The organism is Erythrobacter sp. S158, from assembly GCF_057364915.1.
In genome coordinates this window covers 2,662,040-2,678,059 of sequence record NZ_CP200279.1, presented here as the reverse complement: position 1 = coordinate 2,678,059, position 16,020 = coordinate 2,662,040, and the positions used below count along the sequence as shown (strand labels likewise).

Below are 16,020 nucleotides of genomic sequence, written 5' to 3'. Positions count from 1 at the left end.
AAAGGATTTGCTATGCGTCTTACCGCTTTTCTCCTGTGCGCCGTCGCGCTCCCTCTGGCGGGCTGCGAAACCATTCAGGAAGCCTATACCGAGCGGACCTCGACCACCTACACCGTCGAACTCACCGGTGCCAACGAAGTGCACCAGGGCGACCGCGACGGCTCGGGAACCGCTGAGATCAGTTTCTCCGATGAACTGACGCGGGTTTGCTGGGACCTCAACGACCTTGAAAATCTCGGTCCGATCACCGGCGCGCACATACATCGCGGTGCGGCGGGCACAGATGGTCCCGTCGTCCTTGCATTTTCGCAGGCGACGGAAGGTGGCTGGCGCGGGTGCAGCTCGGACACTGACTGGGTTCAGCCGGCATTCGACGAAGGGCTGCAGAATTACTACGTCAACGTCCACACCGCCGAATATCCCAAGGGCGCAATTCGCGGCCAGCTCCTGTCCTGAAGCAGCGCGGGGGTTCGGCGTTGCAACTTAATTTCGGCCCCGACCCCCGCACCGGCATCCTGCGCCGCTTGCAGGCTGCGTTGATCGAGCGGTTCGGGCGGATCATTCGCCCGTCCGACAAGCGCCGCGATCCGGTCTGGGTGCTGGTCCACGGGGTGATCGGCGCGCAGACCAAGACCGCTGCCTCGAACGCCTCTACCGACGGCTTGATCGCGGAGTACGGATCGTGGGAAGCGGTGGCTGCGGCTCCTGTCGGCGACTTGGAGGCGCGGCTCCAGCGCCAGACCTTTCCTACAGTGGCAGCACAGCGTCTAAAGCAATGCCTAACCACTATTATCGAGCAGCGTGGCTCGGTCGATCTGCGTCACTTGTCCAACCTCGAAACCGCAGAGGCGATGGCGTGGCTCGAAACGCTGCCCGGCGTTGCCCGCAAGAACTCGGCTGGCGTCATGAATGCGAGCACTTTCAACCGCCGCGCGATGGTGATCGACGGGCATCACCGCCGGATCATGCAGCGCATGGGCGTAGTCCCCGCAAAGGCTGACACCGCGAAAACCTACGACACTCTGATGCCCATCGTGCCGGACGAGTGGTCGGCGGCTGACATGGACGAGCATCACCTGCTTCTGAAAAAGCTCGGCCAGACCTATTGCCGCCCGCGCGCTGCGCTTTGCGAAGATTGTCCGGCAGCGCCCGATTGCGAAACCGCGCGCAAGTCGCCATGACTGCGCACCAGACGAACAGACGGGATCGAACATGAGCTGGGAAGACCAATTCGCCGAAGACGCCGATGCACGAGAGGCAGAGGCCAAGGGCAAATCGCGCAGCGTGACGGTGGGCTGGACGGTGCGCTTCCCGCAAGGCGGCGATGCGATCTGGTCTCCGCCCAAGCCCTTCACCCGCAACGATCCCAAGCCATCGTCTGCCAAATCGGTGCAGGTCTGCCCGGCGGCGATTGACTTTGACCGGCGGCATTTCGTCATTCCCTGCCCGATCGACCTCAAGCTGTCCTTTGGCCGGCAGCCGAATGGCCAGCTGCAATTGCTCGACGCCGATGGCGAGAAGTCCGCGATGCGCCCTCAGGGCCGCGCGAACATGCTGGTGATGCACCCGCAGAACGAATGGCGCCACCCGGAGCGTCCGATCATCCAGATCACCGCGCCTTACGTCTTCGTCGCGGATGAGCCGTGCTACGTCGTCCAGACCGCGCCCTATCTCGACTATTTCCCGACCCCGCGCCCGGGTGTGCAGATGGGCGGGCGTTTTCCCGTCCACATCTGGCCGCGCCCCTTGAGCTGGGGTTTCGAGTGGCACGACACGTCGAAGCCGCTCGTCCTGAAGCGCGGTGAGCCGTGGTTCTACGTGCGTTTCGAGACCGAGAATCCGGGCGCGCATGTCAGGCTGGTCGAACAGGAGCAGACGCCCGAGCTTGACAAGTATCTCGACAGCATCGTCGATGTCTCGAACTACGTGAACAAGACCTACTCGATGTTCGGCGAAGCGCGGCGGATCAGGCCGGACAAGCTGCTAAAGCCCAAGGGCTAGGCGGGAACCACTGCCCCTGCAAAACGCTGTTCAACCATGTTGGACGAAGCGCAAGTCGAAAGGGTCTACCGTAAGCTGGCCGAGGCGATGCCCGGGCGGACCAAGGGGGCAAAAGGCCCCAAGGGTCAGCCGGACGCGTTCCGCTCCTGCATTTCCTGCATGCTGTCCGCGCAGTCGCTCGACCGGAACACGGCGGCGGCGACCAAGGCTTTGTTCAAGCTGGCGAAGACACCCGAGGACATGCTCGCGCTTAATGATGAGGCGATTGCCCAAGCGATCAAGCCGTGCGGGCTTTACAACAACAAGACCAAGAACATCCGCAAGTTCTGCACCGCGCTGATCGAGGAGCATGACGGCGTCGTTCCCGATACGCGAGAGGGGTTGATGAGCCTGCCCGGTATCGGGCGCAAATGCGCGGACATCGTGATGAGCTTCACATTCGGGAAGGACGTGATCGCGGTCGATACGCATGTCCACCGCGTGTGCAACCGGATCGGACTGACCGATGCCAAGACAGCGGAAAAGACCGCGCAGCAGCTGGAAGAGCGCAGCCCCGAATGGGCGCTTGCGGATGGTCATTTCTGGCTGATTCAGTTCGGGAAGCGGGTGTGCCGATCGCGCATTCCCAAATGCGATATCTGCGTGGTCAGCGACCTTTGCGAAACCGGCCCGATCGAGCGCGGCGACTAGGCCGGCGTGAGCTCCTGCCGGTCCGATCCCGGCCAGTGCAGGAGACGTTTTTGTACGAGACCGCCGGCAACCGGAGCGAGGGCAAGCGGCACTGCGGCCATGGCGTAAACACCCCAATCGAGTGGCTGACCACCAAGCTGGAACAGCAGCAAGGTCACCGCGACTAGCGTTGCCGCGACGAGACCACCTGCCAATGGTCCTTGCCACCAGGCTGGCGGGGTCAGCTTCAGGACTGCAAGCCCAACCGCCGTGCCGAGCGGTGCGATGATAAGGAAGGCTACGAACACGGCCGCGCCCACGCCAATTGTCGCGAACATCGCGAGGAAGGTGAGCATGTTGCTGAGCCCGCCGACTGAACTGGTAAGGCCGACCATCACCGCGATGATCGCAATGCCGGTGAAATAGACGAGCGCCGTTGCAACGAGGCTAGCGAAGAACAATTCCGGTGTGCCGGGAACAGAATTCTCTCGTGTCATGCCGCGTTCCCCTCAGACTTTGCCCGATGCCGTGACGTTACGGCGCGTTGCGTCAGGCCGATTCACTTCCAAAACCACGCTTGCACCCAAGCCTATATTCGGCTTCTCTCCAGCGCAAATTTCGAACAACGACAATCGAGAGGAACCACCCAGCCATGAAGACCGCAATCACCGAACTGTTCGGCATTGAGCACCCGATCATTCAGGGCGGCATGCACTATGTCGGGTTTGCCGAGATGGCGGCGGCTGTGTCGAATGCGGGCGGGCTTGGCATCATCACCGGCCTTACGCTTGGCACGCCGGAAAAGCTCGCTGACGAAATCGCGCGCTGCAAGGATATGACCGACAAGCCGTTCGGCGTGAACCTCACCTTCCTGCCGACCGTCAACGCGCCCGATTATCCTGGGCTGGTGAAAGCGATCATCGACGGCGGGGTGAAGGCGGTCGAGACGGCGGGCAACAATCCTGCGCAAGTGCTCCCCTTCTTCAAGGAAGCCGGCGTCAAGGTGATCCACAAATGCACCAGCGTCCGCCACGCGCTCAAGGCCCAGTCGATCGGCTGCGATGCGGTGAGCGTCGACGGCTTCGAATGCGGCGGCCACCCGGGCGAGGACGATGTGCCCAACTTCATCCTGCTCCCGCGCGCCGCCGATGAGCTTGAGATCCCCTTCGTATCTAGTGGCGGCATGGCCGACGGGCGCAGTCTTGTCGCAAGCCTTGCGATGGGCGCGGAAGGGATGAACATGGGCACCCGCTTTATCGCTACGAAAGAAGCCCCGGTGCACGAAAACGTGAAGGCTGCGATTGTTGCGGCGTCCGAACTCGACACCCGCCTTGTTATGCGCCCGCTGCGCAATACCGAGCGCGTAATGACCAACGACGCCGTCGAGGAATTGCTCGAAATCGAGCGCGAGAAAGGCGCGGACCTCAAGTTCGAAGACATCATCGAACAGGTCGCGGGCGTCTATCCGCGCATCATGACCGAAGGCGACATGGACGCAGGCGCGTGGAGCTGCGGTATGGTCGCAGGTCTCATCAACGACATCCCGACCTGCAAGGAGCTGATCGACCGGATCATGGCCGAGGCCGAGGAGATCATCACCAAGCGTATGGGCGGCATGCTCGCCTGATGGGCGGATTGCCAGACAAGCGCGCAGCCCTAGTCGCTGCCTCGCTCGCCGCTTTGCTTGCCGGGTGTTCGGAGAGTGAGCCAGCGGGCGGCGGCGCGGGCGGTGAAAGCGAATTCCCGAACATCGCGGCCTGCGCAACGCCTCCGCAAAACGGAGCCATTCTAGAGCGCGATTATGAAATGGGCGCCGGACCGCACACGGTCGCGATCGTCAACTCGGCAGCGGGCAACACGATCGTCAATGTCCGCGATGCAGCCTCCGACGATCTTGTTCTCTCGTTTTTCGTAGCCGAGGGGTCGGACGCGCAGGTGAGCGATGTACCGGACGGCACTTACCGCATTCAGTACGCAACCGGCGGCGCCCTTGCCGCCGATTGCGCCAGTTTTGCGGCGCTTAGCGCCGCATCGCAGGACCCCGAAGCCGTCGAATTTCCGGAAGGCTCGGCCATGACGCTCACCTACGAATTGACGCCGATGGTAGGTGGGAATTTCGAGGGCGAGGCCATCGATCCGGCAACCTTCGCAGCCGACTGAGCCGGAGCGCTACGGCAAAACCCCTATCCTGTGGCCTGCGTTTTGTTCGGATTCCTGAGCGATCCTTGATCTCGGGATTGTTCGGGACTTGAGTTCGACGGGTTGTACGCAACCGGCCGAGCGGGGCGGGAGCGCGTATGCTTGAATGGATTGGGCTTGGCGGCTGGATTGTGTCCAGTGCGATGACCGGGGCGGCTGGATGGCTGCTCGCAGAAAAGCTGGGTCCAATGCGGCCCGCCGAATGGGTTCGCCGGTCGGTGGCTCGAACCAGTCCTTTTTTCACGCTCGCCCTCAGCGACAGCGGCAGCCGGTTCGCCCGCAACCGGAATTGCGGGCTCGCAGATCTGCCAGGCGTGCCAGAGCCGCGATCTCGCATTGCCGCGCCGTCTGACTACGCTTCACCGCGAGCCAAGGCGCGCCAGTCGATGTTTGCAGAGATGCCCGAGCTCGATGCGCTTCGAGAAGAGGTCGAAAAGATCCGGCAGGCCGAACGCAGCGGCGCGATCCGATTGCTCGAATGCGAAGATACACCTTTGCCGGTCGCACACGAGCTCGCGTCGATGGATGTGATCGTAAATTACAAGCGCGCCATCGCGCGGCTTCGCTCTCGCAGCGGCGCCATCAAGCACGAAGAGGCGCAGCATGACGAAATCGAGATTGTCAGCTCCGAAGAGCATCAGCCGCCCGCGATCTCGCAGGCCGCCGAACCCCGTCGCAGAATGCGTGCTTAGCCTTCGTCCTCGTCGACGCGGGTGTAGGGAATGAAATCGTCGAAAAAGACCGCGCCGGTGAAAAAGCCGTTGAACGGGTCAATCGTGTTGACGATGTCGAGCCTGCACACTTGGCTGGCGTTGAAGCGCCGCGAGACGAGCGCATCGCGATCATCGATGCTTTCAGGGTTCTTGGTGCGCTGAACATAGATCGTGTTGCCGCGGCCATAGACGATCGCGGTTTCATCGATGATGGTCACAGGTTGGTTGAGCGTGTTGCGAATGCAACGCCGGGGTTCGCCGGCCACGCGTCCTTCGAGCATCTTTGCAAGGCGTTCTTCGCCTTTGGTCATCTCGGTCGCCTCGGCGTCGCCATGTTCTTCGGCAGCGGCAGGCTGCGATGCAACCATTGCCAGCGCAGCTATGGCAGCTGCGGGGGCAATTGCGCGAAAGAGGGGCGCGCGCGAGAGGGGATTTGCCAATTTGGTCATGTCGCACTTCTCCGATGTTGTCGGACGAAGGCTAGGCAGAGGTAGCTGAATGGACGCTGAGCGCAAAAAGAGGCCCCGCAATCACTGATACTCCAGCGTCACCGTGAATTCGCCAGAATAGACGCCGGGCGCTTGATCTGCGGCAACCTGCAATCGACCAGCCATGGTGAACGAGAAATACCCGTCCGGATTGGCAATGCGAAACCGGCGTGGATTAGTGTCAATGACGATTGGTGGCCGGCTTCCGATCAGGATCTGGTCCATGATCATGGTCTCGGTGCCGCCTTCCCGAGTGAGAGTGTAGGAATTGGCGTCGACATTGATCAAAACGCGCTGATTGAAACTGCCAAATCCCCAAAAGCGAGCGGGTTGCTGCGTACCGTTGATTTGAGTCACGCCGCCGGTTGTCGTGACACCGCCGGTCGCATCCATAACCACCGTGCCGTCGCTGTTACCGGGAATGATCTGCCCAAAATCCAGATCGAGTTCTTTGACAAAGCTGAGCGGCGTGACGAGAAACGCTTCCGCATCGGAAGATTCTACAGCCTGCGCCGATGCACTAGCTGGAATGAACGCAAGAGAAATGGCAGCCAGAAATAGGCCTAAAATGGCATTTTGAAGCTGCATCAGAAATCCCGTTAACCCGTTTTGTCTACCGCTACAGCGATCAGGTTAACCGGTCATTGAAGCGCGAGGCGCAATTACCAGGCGATTTACCTGTGGCCGGGGTCGGCGCCTTCGGAGATATCGGGCAGGGTCGCTTGGTCCACGCCGTCTGCCGGGCCGCCTTTCAAAACGAAACGACGGTCGCAATAGCCGCAATCGACATAGCCGTGCTCGTCGATCTCGAGATAGATGCGCGGGTGGCCCAGAGCTGCCGGGCGATAATTGTCCCCGCCGCGAATGGCGCTTGCGCCGTCACAGCTTACGCGTCGGGTGTCGACCAGAATAGTTTCGGGTGGAGGCGTGTTCATGGGCGCGTGGATTAGTCGTGCCGCCGTGCGATTTCAACTGCGCAAATGCGCTTTGCGAGCAAGTCAGTTGTAGTCGATGATGACAGTGAAGAAGCCGAGATAGCTGCCCGGCTCCTGATCGGCAGCCACATCGAGCGTTCCCGCGACGCGAAAATCGAAGCTGGTCCGGAAAAAGTATGCGGGCAGTCCGAAGAAGCCGGGGCGATTGAAGTCGGTCGTGAAATCGCGCAGCGTCATGGTCTCGCCGGGCAGGCTGATATGCGCCAGCTCGATCGTGTCGCCTGACTGCGGCCCGTCGTAGCTTGGGAAGTCCGCAAGGATCTGACGCGTGATCAGGAACTCTGCCGCGACCGGATCTCCGCCGAGCGACTGGACCGTGCCCGTGGTCGAAACATTGCTAGCGGTGTCCAGAGTGATCGTACCGCCGCTATCGCCCGGCAGGATGTCGCCGAAATTGAGGTCGCCCAGTTTCTCGATCCGGGTCTCTCCGGGTATCCGGACGACCGCTGTGGTGGACGCCACGTCCTGGGCTTGCGCAACATGCGGGGTGGCAAGCACGCTAAGCGCCAGCACGATTGCGGCCATGAAGCGGGGGATGTGGGTTGGCGCTGCGAGCGCCGATGGCGAGAAGTTCACGAGATCGCGCGCCTTACTGGTAGTCGAGCCGGATATCGAAGGTGCCCGTGTAAACGCCGGGCAGTTGGCCCGCATTCACGTTGAGCGTGCCGCCGACACGGAAGATGAACGTACCGTCAGCCGAACCGATCGTGTAGCGCTCCCAGTTGGGATTGGAGCGAACCGGGACGAGGTCAGGGTCGCCATCAATCGTGATATTGGTGACCGTCATGTCTGTGCCGGGGCCGGTGAGCGTGATCGTGTTGCCAACCGGCCTGCGTACGCGAACGCGCTGACCCGACTGGCCAAGGCCTGCAAAGGTCGCTGGCACACATTCTGCACTGTGAATGACTCCGCCGGTCGTCGAGCAGGTCGCGGTTGCTGTCGGGGTCAGAACCACGGTGCCTCCGGTGGTAACGACCATGTCTCCGAAATCGAGATCGCTGAGCTTGGTGATCGAGAGCGGCTCGATCACCGCGGCACGCGCATCGTAGCTGTCGCTCGATTGCGCGTGAGCTGCCGTCGGCAGCGCCATAGCCGCAGCCAGCAGACCGCACGCTGCAGCCAAATGCCGGGCTTTTTCATGGCCAAGAATCGGAGCGAACCTTTTCATCACGATGCCCTCACTAGGCGCAGAGCGTGATCCGATGCTGACCACAAATGGTTAACGGGCGAGTTACACATTGCGCCCTTTGCGAGCGCAAACTTCATGCGTAAGGGCTTTACCCCATGAACCCGCCAGCCATCCGTATCGACAACCTCGTCAAACGCTACGCCGCGCCAAAAGGCGCCAAAGGTGCGGATGCCGAGGGCAAGCTTGCGCTCAAAGGCGTCAGCTTCGATGTGCCGGAAGGTTCTATCTTTGGCCTTCTGGGGCCCAATGGCGCTGGCAAGTCGACACTGATCAATATTCTGGCCGGCCTCGTTAACAAGACCAGCGGCTGCGCCGAGATCTGGGGCTTCGACATCGACGCTCAGCGGCGCAATGCGAGCCGCGCCATCGGCATCGTCCCGCAGGAGATCGTGTTCGACCCGTTCTTCACGCCTTATGAGGTTCTCGAAAACCAGGGCGGCTTCTATGGCATCCCTGCAAGCGAGCGCCGCAGCGAGGCCCTGCTTGAGGCGGTGCGTCTCTCGGAAAAGCGCAACGCCTATGCCCGCACGTTGTCCGGCGGGATGAAGCGGCGACTGCTGGTTGCCAAGGCGATGGTGCATTCGCCCCCGATCCTCGTGCTGGACGAGCCGACCGCCGGGGTCGATGTCGAACTGCGGCGCCAACTTTGGGAGTTGGTCACGCAGCTCAACCGCGAGGGCGTGACGGTGGTTCTCACCACGCACTATCTCGAAGAAGCTGAAGAACTCTGCGACGAAATCGCGATCATCAATCACGGCGAGCTTATCGCGAAGAAACCGACCCGCGAATTGATCGACATGGCGCGCGAGAAGATCGTCGCGGTCACGGTCGCATCCGACCTCACCGCGCCTCCTTCGCACGAGGCGTTTCACAAGGTCGAGCTGACCGGGGATCGCGGGGTCGAGGTCACATATGATAAGGATAGCCTGAGCGCTGGACAGGTCCTGGCCATCCTTCAGGAAAAGGGCCTGACCATCGAGGACGTGACGACGCGTGAGGCTGACCTTGAGGATGTGTTCGTCCAATTGACGGGAACTGGCGCGTAAACGGCAAAGGGAGCAGGTCGAATGCGGATCACATCGGGATTGATTGGGACCGCATCGCTCGTATTGATGCTCGCTGCTTGCGACGTGCCCGAACAGCGCAGGGAAGACGCGTTCGCAGCCGCCGGCGGGGTTGAGCCCGCACCTTCGCCCACCCCCGAACCATGCCCTGCAACCGGCGCAGCCTTGCAGGTTGTCGGCAGCGGCGGACCGATTGCCGAAGCTGCCCGTGCGGGCACGTCCTACCTGCTCTGGATCGACGGCGAACCCCGCCTGCTGATCGATGCGGGCGCGGGCAGCTTTCTGCGTTTCGCCGAGGCGGGTGCGAGCATTGCCAGCCTCGATGCTATCCTGCTCACACACCTTCACGCCGATCATGCGGGCGATCTTGCAGGTGTTCTCAATTCGGGCGGTTTCGAAGGCCGAACCCAGCCGCTTGCAGTAATTGGCCCCGACGCCGCCCCGCGCTTTCCGGGCACGGGCGAATTCCTCGAGCGGCTCTTGTCGAAAGAGAGCGGCGCCTTTGCCTATAACGGAGGCTATCTCGACGGGACCGAAAACAAGCCGATGATCGAGGCGCAGGACATCACCACCGCCGAAGGGACAGCAGAAGCGACCGCCCTCGATATTTCAGACGATTTTTCGGTCACCGCCTACCCGGTTCATCACGGACCCGTGCCCGCGCTTGGATACGCTGTCGACATCGGCGGTGCGAGCTTCGTCATTACGGGCGACCAGAGCGCGCTTTCGCAGACCTTTCTCGAAGGGTTGCGCGGCAGCCAGCCGACCATCCTTTTCGCGCACCACGTGATCAACGGCGAACAGGGCCAGCCGCGCGGACTTCACCGCACACCGGCTGAAATCGGGCAGCTGGCGGGCGCATTGAACCCGTCGCGGTTAGTGCTCACTCACAATATGGAGCGCAGCCTTTCGCGGATCGAGGAGAGCCGCGCGGCCATCGCGATCAGTTATAAGGGGGCGATCGACGTCACACAGGACCTTGAATGCTTCGCGCTTGGCGATGAGGCTCGATAAAGCGCGAGCTCAGGGCAAAGCGGTCTGAACCGATGCTTCGCGCCACTTGCGATGGGAAATTCGCTCTATCGCTTTGCCACAGTAGCGGCATTCACCGACATAGCATTTGCCATTCCATTCGACATCGCGGCGCAGGGGTTCGTGGCGACCACGCAGGCAATTAATCGAGGCAATAAGAGACATGGAGCTTGCGACTTCTCGTTAGGGGTTATGCACTCTCTCGCTAACCGGCTCTCTTTGCAGGTGCGCCATGTCGGGGATCATGACGCGGGCGCAGCACCGACCGATTATCAAGAGATAGTACCACCACTAAAATGACAGTCCCATGTCGCTCGTCTCAAATTTTACAGGGATTTGGACGGCTGACGTGATTTGGGCCACGGTTCACCGAGAGACGCGCTCGAACGGGTCGAACTCTTGCCAGCCGAAGCCATGCGCGCCATGGCAGGGCGCATGGAAAATCACGGCCAATCCGACGCCTCGCCAAACGAGAAATTCGACGTCATCGTTATAGGGTCCGGGGCTGCCGGTCTTACCGCAGCGCTTGAGCTTGCGACCCGGCTGAAAGTGCTTGTGCTGGCCAAGGGCACGCTCACCGGAGGCTCGACCGCGTGGGCGCAGGGCGGCATTGCTGCGGTGCTCGATGCTGGCGACACGTTCGAGAACCACGTGCGCGATACGATGGTGGCGGGCGCCGGGCTCAACGATCTCGAAGCGGTCGAATTCGTGATCGAACGCGCGCCGGAAAGCATCGAGCGGCTGGTCGAACTGGGCGTACCGTTCAACAAGGATACCGATTCCCTCCACCTCACCCGCGAGGGCGGGCACTCGCACCGCCGCATCGTCCATGTTGACGATGCGACCGGGTGGGCGGTGCAGGAGGCGCTGCTCAAGGCCGCCGAAGCAAGTCCCAACATCACCATGCTGGGCGGGCGCACCTGCATCGACTTCATCACCGACCGCCATCGCGAGAACTACTCGGGCGCGGGCCATGTCTGGGGCGTTTATGCGCTCAACGAGAAAACCGGCGCGGTCGAACGCCACGTTGCGCGCGCGACCATCCTTGCAGCCGGAGGCGCAGGCCGCGTCTACCAGTTTTCGACCGCCCCGCGCGGCGCGACCGGAGACGGCATCGCGATGGCATGGCGGGCAGGCGCGCGCGTTTCCAACATGGAGATGATGCAGTTCCACCCGACCTGCCTCTACAATCTTGAGGTCAAGAACTTCCTCATCACCGAGGCGGTTCGCGGCGAGGGCGGGCGGCTCTATCACCCCGAAACCGGCCACCGCTTCATGACCGATTACGACGCAGAGCGCATGGAGCTTGCCCCGCGCGATGTCGTGGCGCGCGCGATCGACGACCAGATCAAGCGCTTTGGCCTCGACTATGTCCACCTCGACATCAGCCACCAGCCAGCCGACTTCGTGAAGGGACATTTCCCGACGATCTACGACAAGCTGATGGGCCTTGGCATCGACATGACGAAGGAGCCGATCCCCGTCGTGCCCGCGCAGCACTACACCTGCGGCGGGGTGGTGGTGGACCTCTATGCCCGAACCGATCTGCCGGGCTTGTGGGCGGCAGGCGAATGCACCGAAAGCGGGCTTCACGGCGCGAACCGGCTTGCTTCCAATTCGCTGCTCGAATGCTTCGTTTTCGGAGAAGCAGCGGCATCCGACATTCTCACCATGTGGGACGAGCTTCCCCAACCGCCCGCGATCCTGCCATGGGACGAAAGCCGCGTGTCGGATTCAGACGAACAGGTCGTCATCAAGCAGAACTGGACCGAAATCCGCCGCTTCATGTGGAACTATGTCGGCATCGTTCGCACCACCAAGCGGCTCGAACGCGCACAGCACCGGATCGAGATGCTCAAGCGCGAGGTCGAGGAATATTACGGCAGCTTCGTCGTCACCACCGACCTTATCGAACTGCGCAACCTGTTGCAGGCGGCAGAGCTGATCGTGCGCTCAGCACTGGCGCGCAAGGAAAGCCGCGGGCTTCACTTCACGATGGACTATCCCGAGACGAGCGAGGTGGTGAAGGACACGGTGCTGGTGCCCTAGCGTCGCTCTATAAGTGTCACGCTAGGTTCATCGCGCCCGCGCATGGGTGTCAGACCCCGAACTTGCCGCAAGAGGCCGACATGCGCACCATCCCTCTCCTGCTTGCCCTAACCGCGCTCGGCGCTGCTCCTGTTGCTGCACAAGACCCTGCCCCAACCTCGCAAAACTCCATTGTCGTCACCGCGCAGCGTTCAGGTGCTCCGATGTGGTTTATCGAGACGCCGACCGGGACGGTGATACTCGTTGGCGAAATCCGCGCTGTGCCCAAGTCGACGCCGTGGCGGCCCGACCGGCTGGAGGAAGCAACGAAAGAGGCCAATCGTGTCATCATCCGCGCGCGGCCCAAGTTTTCGCCTGGCGATGTGTTGCGGCTGATCTTTCGCGGGGGACGTTTCACCAAGCTCCCCGATGGCTCGGTGGCGGCCGATTATCTTGACGCACCGCAGCGCGCCCGGCTTGCCGCGCTCGAAGAGGAATATGGCCGTGACTACGATCGCCGCTCATTCCTGATGACGAGCTTCGACCTGCTCGCCCGCCGGCTCGATTTCGATGACGAGACCACCGACGATGCGACCGAAGTGGTGAAGGATGCCGCCGACGATGCCGATATCCCGATCATCCGGCCAGAGCGGTTTCGCGGCGAGGACCTGCTGGACAACCTCGCCGAGGCCGATCCGAGGAGCCACATTCCCTGCCTCGAAGCCGCAATGGGCGCGACCGAGGCGGGGCAGGACATCATCGACAAGCGCGGCGCGGACTGGCGGCGTTATGACGTGCCAGCGGTGATGGAGAACCCGCTCGAAATCGCGCTTGGCCAGTGCTGGCCCTGGGCCGACGATGAGCTTGGCGAAGAGATCCGCGGCCAGTGGGTCGGCATGATCGCCGATGCCTCGCGGCAGCCGGGCGTGACGGTCGCGGTCGTGCCCTTGCGCGTGCTGGCGGAACCTGACGGCGTGCTCGACCAGCTGGAAGCGCAAGGCTTCCCCATAGGCGGGCCGAACTGGCGATAGCGCGCTCACGATTACCGCGCTTTACCGACCGATCAGACGACTACACTTGTCGACGCCTCTATGTCGTTCGTCGCGTTTTATGTCCGCCAAACGATAGATTTGCCTGTTTGCAGAGCTGTGATTGATAGAATCGTGCTTAGCGGGCACTTTTCACTCGGCTGCTGAGGGAGGCCCCGACTTACCCCGTTTTTCTCCCAGAGCACCTGATCGACCCTAATGCTGAAAGCTTTGCGGGTATGGGCTGATGCCCTGCTGCTCCATGCGTTTTCCGGCCGATCATCCGACAAGAACCAACCTGTTTGGAAAGGATGATCCAATGAAGACCCCCGTTAAGTTTGCAATCGCTCCTGCAGCCGCTCTGGCCGCTGCCCTCGCATTCGCAGCGCCTGTCGCTGCTGGCGAAAACTCCGACGCCATCGTTGTGACCTCACCTGAGAAGTTTGCCGAGTGGCGCGAGAACGCCAATGCGACGCTCGACCGTGCGCTCCAGCGCGAGCCTGCTCGCCGCAATCTGCGTCCGGCATCGGGCATCGTCCAGCTGACCTTCGAGATGGGTGATGATGGCAAGCCTGCCAATGTCGAGCTTGTCTCGAACACCGGCGATGGCGCTTCTGCGCGCACGGCCAAGCACGCAATCCGCTGGCTCGGCGACATGAGCGACGTGCCTGTGGCCGATGCCGAGAACGCGCAGTTCCTCGCCAACATCATCTTTGCCGAAAGCCCGCGCGAATATCGCGAGCTCAATGCAGAGCTCCAGCGCACCGAACGCGCCCGCGTTGCCGCAGGTGACGATTTCATCACCCTTGGCGGCTAGCAGCCCCTGGCCTGCCAAGTCGCAGCCCCGCTCAGTTCTTCGCGCTTGTTGCATCCGCGCGAAGGGCTGGGCGGGGCCTTTGCTTTGCGCACGGCTCATCGCGCCTCTGAGCTTGATCTGACCGGACAAAGGCGCTTTGTCTGTTTCCTGGACATTACGTAGCCCGACTTTGAGGGCGCAGCAGGAGCAGACTATGCCGCACGTCACGGCCAACGGAATTGAGCTGTGTTACGAAACCCATGGCAATCCGGAGCATGAGACGATCCTGCTCGTCATGGGGCTGGGTGCGCAACTGGCGCATTGGCCGATTGAGTTTGTCGAAGCGTTAGCGGACGAGGGCTACCACGTCGTGCGCTACGACAATCGCGATATCGGCCTCTCGCAAAAGATGGGCGATGCAAAGCCGCCCAAGCTCGTTTGGCAATTGCTGCGCAAGCGGATCGGCTGGCCGATGGACGTGCCTTACACCCTTCGCGACATGGCCGATGACGGGATTGCGCTGCTCGATGCTTTGGAGATCAATCGCGCGCATGTTGTGGGCGCCTCGATGGGCGGAATGATCGCGCAGCTGATGGCAATCCATCATTCGCCGCGCCTGCTCTCGCTTACCTCTGTGATGTCGACCACCGGCAACCCGCGCCTTCCTCAGGCGGAAAAGCGCGCGATCGAGGCGCTGACCGCGCCGCTGCCTTCGCTCGAGGAAGAGGCGGTGATCGAGCATGGCATCAACATCGCCCGCAATATCACCGGCCCCGGCTTCCCCGCCGATCCGGAAGCGCGGCGCAAGCGTGTGCAGATGCTCGTCCAGCGCAGCGTCTACCCGCCCGGCCTCCCGCGCCAGCTCGCCGCGATCATCGACGACGGCGATCGGCGCTCACGTCTCGCGCAGGTGACAACGCCGACGCTGGTGCTTCACGGAGAGGACGACCCGCTGGTGAAGCTCGAAGCAGGCAAAGACACCGCGAAGCACATTCCGGGCGCGAAGCTCGTCACCATTCCGGGCTGGGGGCACGATCTGCCGCTTGACCTCGTGGACCGCATGGTGGGCGAGATCACGACCCACACGCGCTCGGTCAGCGAAGCCGAATTGGTTCACGCCTGAACGATCAATCGCGCGAATTGGCCTGGGGCTGCTTATCGGCAGCCTCCAGCTTTTTGCGGTGCTTTTCGAGGGCGGGGTGCACGGCGCCCCACCAGATGCCGTTCCATGCGCCTGAGAACATCCAGGAATTGCGATCGGTGAGGTAAGGCACCTCGGGCACGCCCAATTGCGGGATCCACGAAGCGCACGAGATCACAAACCACGCGCCGCCAAGGATGGTGATGGTGCGCTCGTGCCGTTCACCAAAGCGGATCGCCGCGGTCAGGATCGGATCGAGCAAGGACACGTCATTAACCTCCCTTTTCGGTTCCCCATGGGCCCGCGCCAGCTGTCCACCGGACGCGATCACGCAACAAAGTTGCTGCGCCGGTGATGCAATGATTCACAGCTTGATTCGAATGATTCAATCACCAAATTTTTCTTCACAGATTCATTTTGGGTCTTGCGCGTCTCGCGACTCAAGCTTTGACCACGCGTCGCGGCGTTGCAGCATGACAATACACCGGTCCGATCGCGCGAATTAGGGTTAATCACCCGTTGACCCGATTCACCACCTGATTCAGTATCTAGTGGTTCGGTTCGCGTTGAACCCCCAAATTATAGCGCTCACTCTCGAGCCCCAAACTTAACGGTAACGGGCGCGATCAGGGAAGGAGTCGCTGCAAAACAGGGTCGAGGCGCGGCGGAATGTTGAT

The 16,020-nt window shown here is 61.8% G+C and carries 20 protein-coding genes; 13 read left to right on the top strand and 7 right to left on the bottom strand.

Going from position 1 to position 16,020, the window contains the following annotated elements:
• Positions 1 to 12: 12 nt before the first annotated feature.
• The 4 genes from AC0V6T_RS13120 to AC0V6T_RS13105 are packed head-to-tail and all read left to right on the top strand — an operon-like array spanning position 13 to position 2,691.
• A complete protein-coding gene (locus tag AC0V6T_RS13120; protein WP_050750432.1) occupies positions 13 to 456 on the top strand; it encodes a CHRD domain-containing protein in 444 nt (147 codons plus the stop codon).
• Positions 457 to 476: 20 nt separating this feature from the next.
• A complete protein-coding gene (locus AC0V6T_RS13115) occupies positions 477 to 1,181 on the top strand; it encodes an endonuclease III domain-containing protein (protein WP_486127543.1) in 705 nt (234 codons plus the stop codon).
• A 31-nt stretch (positions 1,182 to 1,212) separates the two neighbouring features.
• Positions 1,213 to 2,001: a hypothetical protein gene (locus AC0V6T_RS13110; RefSeq protein WP_486127541.1), complete on the top strand. Its 789-nt coding sequence runs from the start codon at positions 1,213 to 1,215 to the stop codon at positions 1,999 to 2,001.
• A 36-nt stretch (positions 2,002 to 2,037) separates the two neighbouring features.
• Positions 2,038 to 2,691, top strand: a complete 654-nt coding sequence (locus AC0V6T_RS13105) for an endonuclease III domain-containing protein (RefSeq protein WP_486127539.1) — start codon at positions 2,038 to 2,040, stop codon at positions 2,689 to 2,691.
• On the opposite strand, the gene AC0V6T_RS13100 is transcribed toward AC0V6T_RS13105, so the two are convergent.
• Positions 2,688 to 3,167: a hypothetical protein gene (locus tag AC0V6T_RS13100; protein ID WP_486127537.1), complete on the bottom strand. Its 480-nt coding sequence runs from the start codon at positions 3,165 to 3,167 to the stop codon at positions 2,688 to 2,690. The genes AC0V6T_RS13105 and AC0V6T_RS13100 overlap by 4 nt on opposite strands.
• Before the next feature lie 155 nt (positions 3,168 to 3,322).
• On the opposite strand from AC0V6T_RS13100, the gene AC0V6T_RS13095 reads away from it, so the two are divergent.
• From AC0V6T_RS13095 to AC0V6T_RS13085, 3 genes are all read left to right on the top strand, one after another.
• Entirely contained in the window at positions 3,323 to 4,297 is a 975-nt protein-coding gene (locus AC0V6T_RS13095) for an NAD(P)H-dependent flavin oxidoreductase (RefSeq protein WP_007166005.1), read from the top strand.
• Positions 4,297 to 4,830: a hypothetical protein gene (locus tag AC0V6T_RS13090; protein WP_486127535.1), complete on the top strand. Its 534-nt coding sequence runs from the start codon at positions 4,297 to 4,299 to the stop codon at positions 4,828 to 4,830. Before AC0V6T_RS13095 ends, AC0V6T_RS13090 begins: the two co-directional genes overlap by 1 nt.
• Before the next feature lie 137 nt (positions 4,831 to 4,967).
• On the top strand, positions 4,968 to 5,561 hold the full coding sequence (locus AC0V6T_RS13085; RefSeq protein ID WP_486127533.1) for a hypothetical protein: 594 nt from the start codon (positions 4,968 to 4,970) through the stop codon (positions 5,559 to 5,561).
• Here the strand turns inward: AC0V6T_RS13085 and AC0V6T_RS13080 are convergent.
• The 5 genes from AC0V6T_RS13080 to AC0V6T_RS13060 all read right to left on the bottom strand — a co-directional run bounded on the left by AC0V6T_RS13080 (position 5,558) and on the right by AC0V6T_RS13060 (position 8,233).
• Positions 5,558 to 6,031, bottom strand: coding sequence for a hypothetical protein (locus tag AC0V6T_RS13080; RefSeq protein WP_486127531.1), 474 nt, complete (start codon positions 6,029 to 6,031; stop codon positions 5,558 to 5,560). The two genes, AC0V6T_RS13085 and AC0V6T_RS13080, sit on opposite strands and share 4 nt — an antisense overlap.
• A gap of 81 nt (positions 6,032 to 6,112) precedes the next feature.
• On the bottom strand, positions 6,113 to 6,658 hold the full coding sequence (locus AC0V6T_RS13075) for a DUF4402 domain-containing protein (protein ID WP_486127529.1): 546 nt from the start codon (positions 6,656 to 6,658) through the stop codon (positions 6,113 to 6,115).
• A gap of 86 nt (positions 6,659 to 6,744) precedes the next feature.
• A complete protein-coding gene (locus AC0V6T_RS13070) occupies positions 6,745 to 7,005 on the bottom strand; it encodes a zinc-finger domain-containing protein (RefSeq protein WP_007166009.1) in 261 nt (86 codons plus the stop codon).
• A 63-nt stretch (positions 7,006 to 7,068) separates the two neighbouring features.
• A complete protein-coding gene (locus tag AC0V6T_RS13065; RefSeq protein ID WP_486127527.1) occupies positions 7,069 to 7,641 on the bottom strand; it encodes a DUF4402 domain-containing protein in 573 nt (190 codons plus the stop codon).
• A 13-nt stretch (positions 7,642 to 7,654) separates the two neighbouring features.
• Complete coding sequence (locus AC0V6T_RS13060; protein ID WP_486127525.1) at positions 7,655 to 8,233, bottom strand: DUF4402 domain-containing protein; 579 nt, start codon at positions 8,231 to 8,233, stop codon at positions 7,655 to 7,657.
• 116 nt (positions 8,234 to 8,349) lie between these two features.
• Here AC0V6T_RS13060 and AC0V6T_RS13055 point away from each other — a divergent pair, with 116 nt between their 5' ends.
• From AC0V6T_RS13055 to AC0V6T_RS13030, 6 genes are all read left to right on the top strand, one after another.
• Complete coding sequence (locus tag AC0V6T_RS13055; RefSeq protein WP_486127523.1) at positions 8,350 to 9,300, top strand: ABC transporter ATP-binding protein; 951 nt, start codon at positions 8,350 to 8,352, stop codon at positions 9,298 to 9,300.
• Positions 9,301 to 9,321: 21 nt separating this feature from the next.
• A complete protein-coding gene (locus AC0V6T_RS13050; protein ID WP_486127521.1) occupies positions 9,322 to 10,332 on the top strand; it encodes an MBL fold metallo-hydrolase in 1,011 nt (336 codons plus the stop codon).
• Between the two features lie 453 nt (positions 10,333 to 10,785).
• Positions 10,786 to 12,399: an L-aspartate oxidase gene (gene nadB / locus AC0V6T_RS13045; protein ID WP_486128601.1), complete on the top strand. Its 1,614-nt coding sequence runs from the start codon at positions 10,786 to 10,788 to the stop codon at positions 12,397 to 12,399.
• A gap of 80 nt (positions 12,400 to 12,479) precedes the next feature.
• Entirely contained in the window at positions 12,480 to 13,409 is a 930-nt protein-coding gene (locus tag AC0V6T_RS13040; RefSeq protein WP_486127519.1) for a TraB/GumN family protein, read from the top strand.
• 316 nt (positions 13,410 to 13,725) lie between these two features.
• On the top strand, positions 13,726 to 14,223 hold the full coding sequence (locus AC0V6T_RS13035; RefSeq protein WP_486127517.1) for a hypothetical protein: 498 nt from the start codon (positions 13,726 to 13,728) through the stop codon (positions 14,221 to 14,223).
• 193 nt (positions 14,224 to 14,416) lie between these two features.
• On the top strand, positions 14,417 to 15,325 hold the full coding sequence (locus AC0V6T_RS13030; protein WP_486127515.1) for an alpha/beta fold hydrolase: 909 nt from the start codon (positions 14,417 to 14,419) through the stop codon (positions 15,323 to 15,325).
• A 4-nt stretch (positions 15,326 to 15,329) separates the two neighbouring features.
• Here the strand turns inward: AC0V6T_RS13030 and AC0V6T_RS13025 are convergent, their stop codons facing one another.
• Complete coding sequence (locus AC0V6T_RS13025; RefSeq protein WP_486127513.1) at positions 15,330 to 15,611, bottom strand: hypothetical protein; 282 nt, start codon at positions 15,609 to 15,611, stop codon at positions 15,330 to 15,332.
• Positions 15,612 to 16,020: the final 409 nt, after the last annotated feature.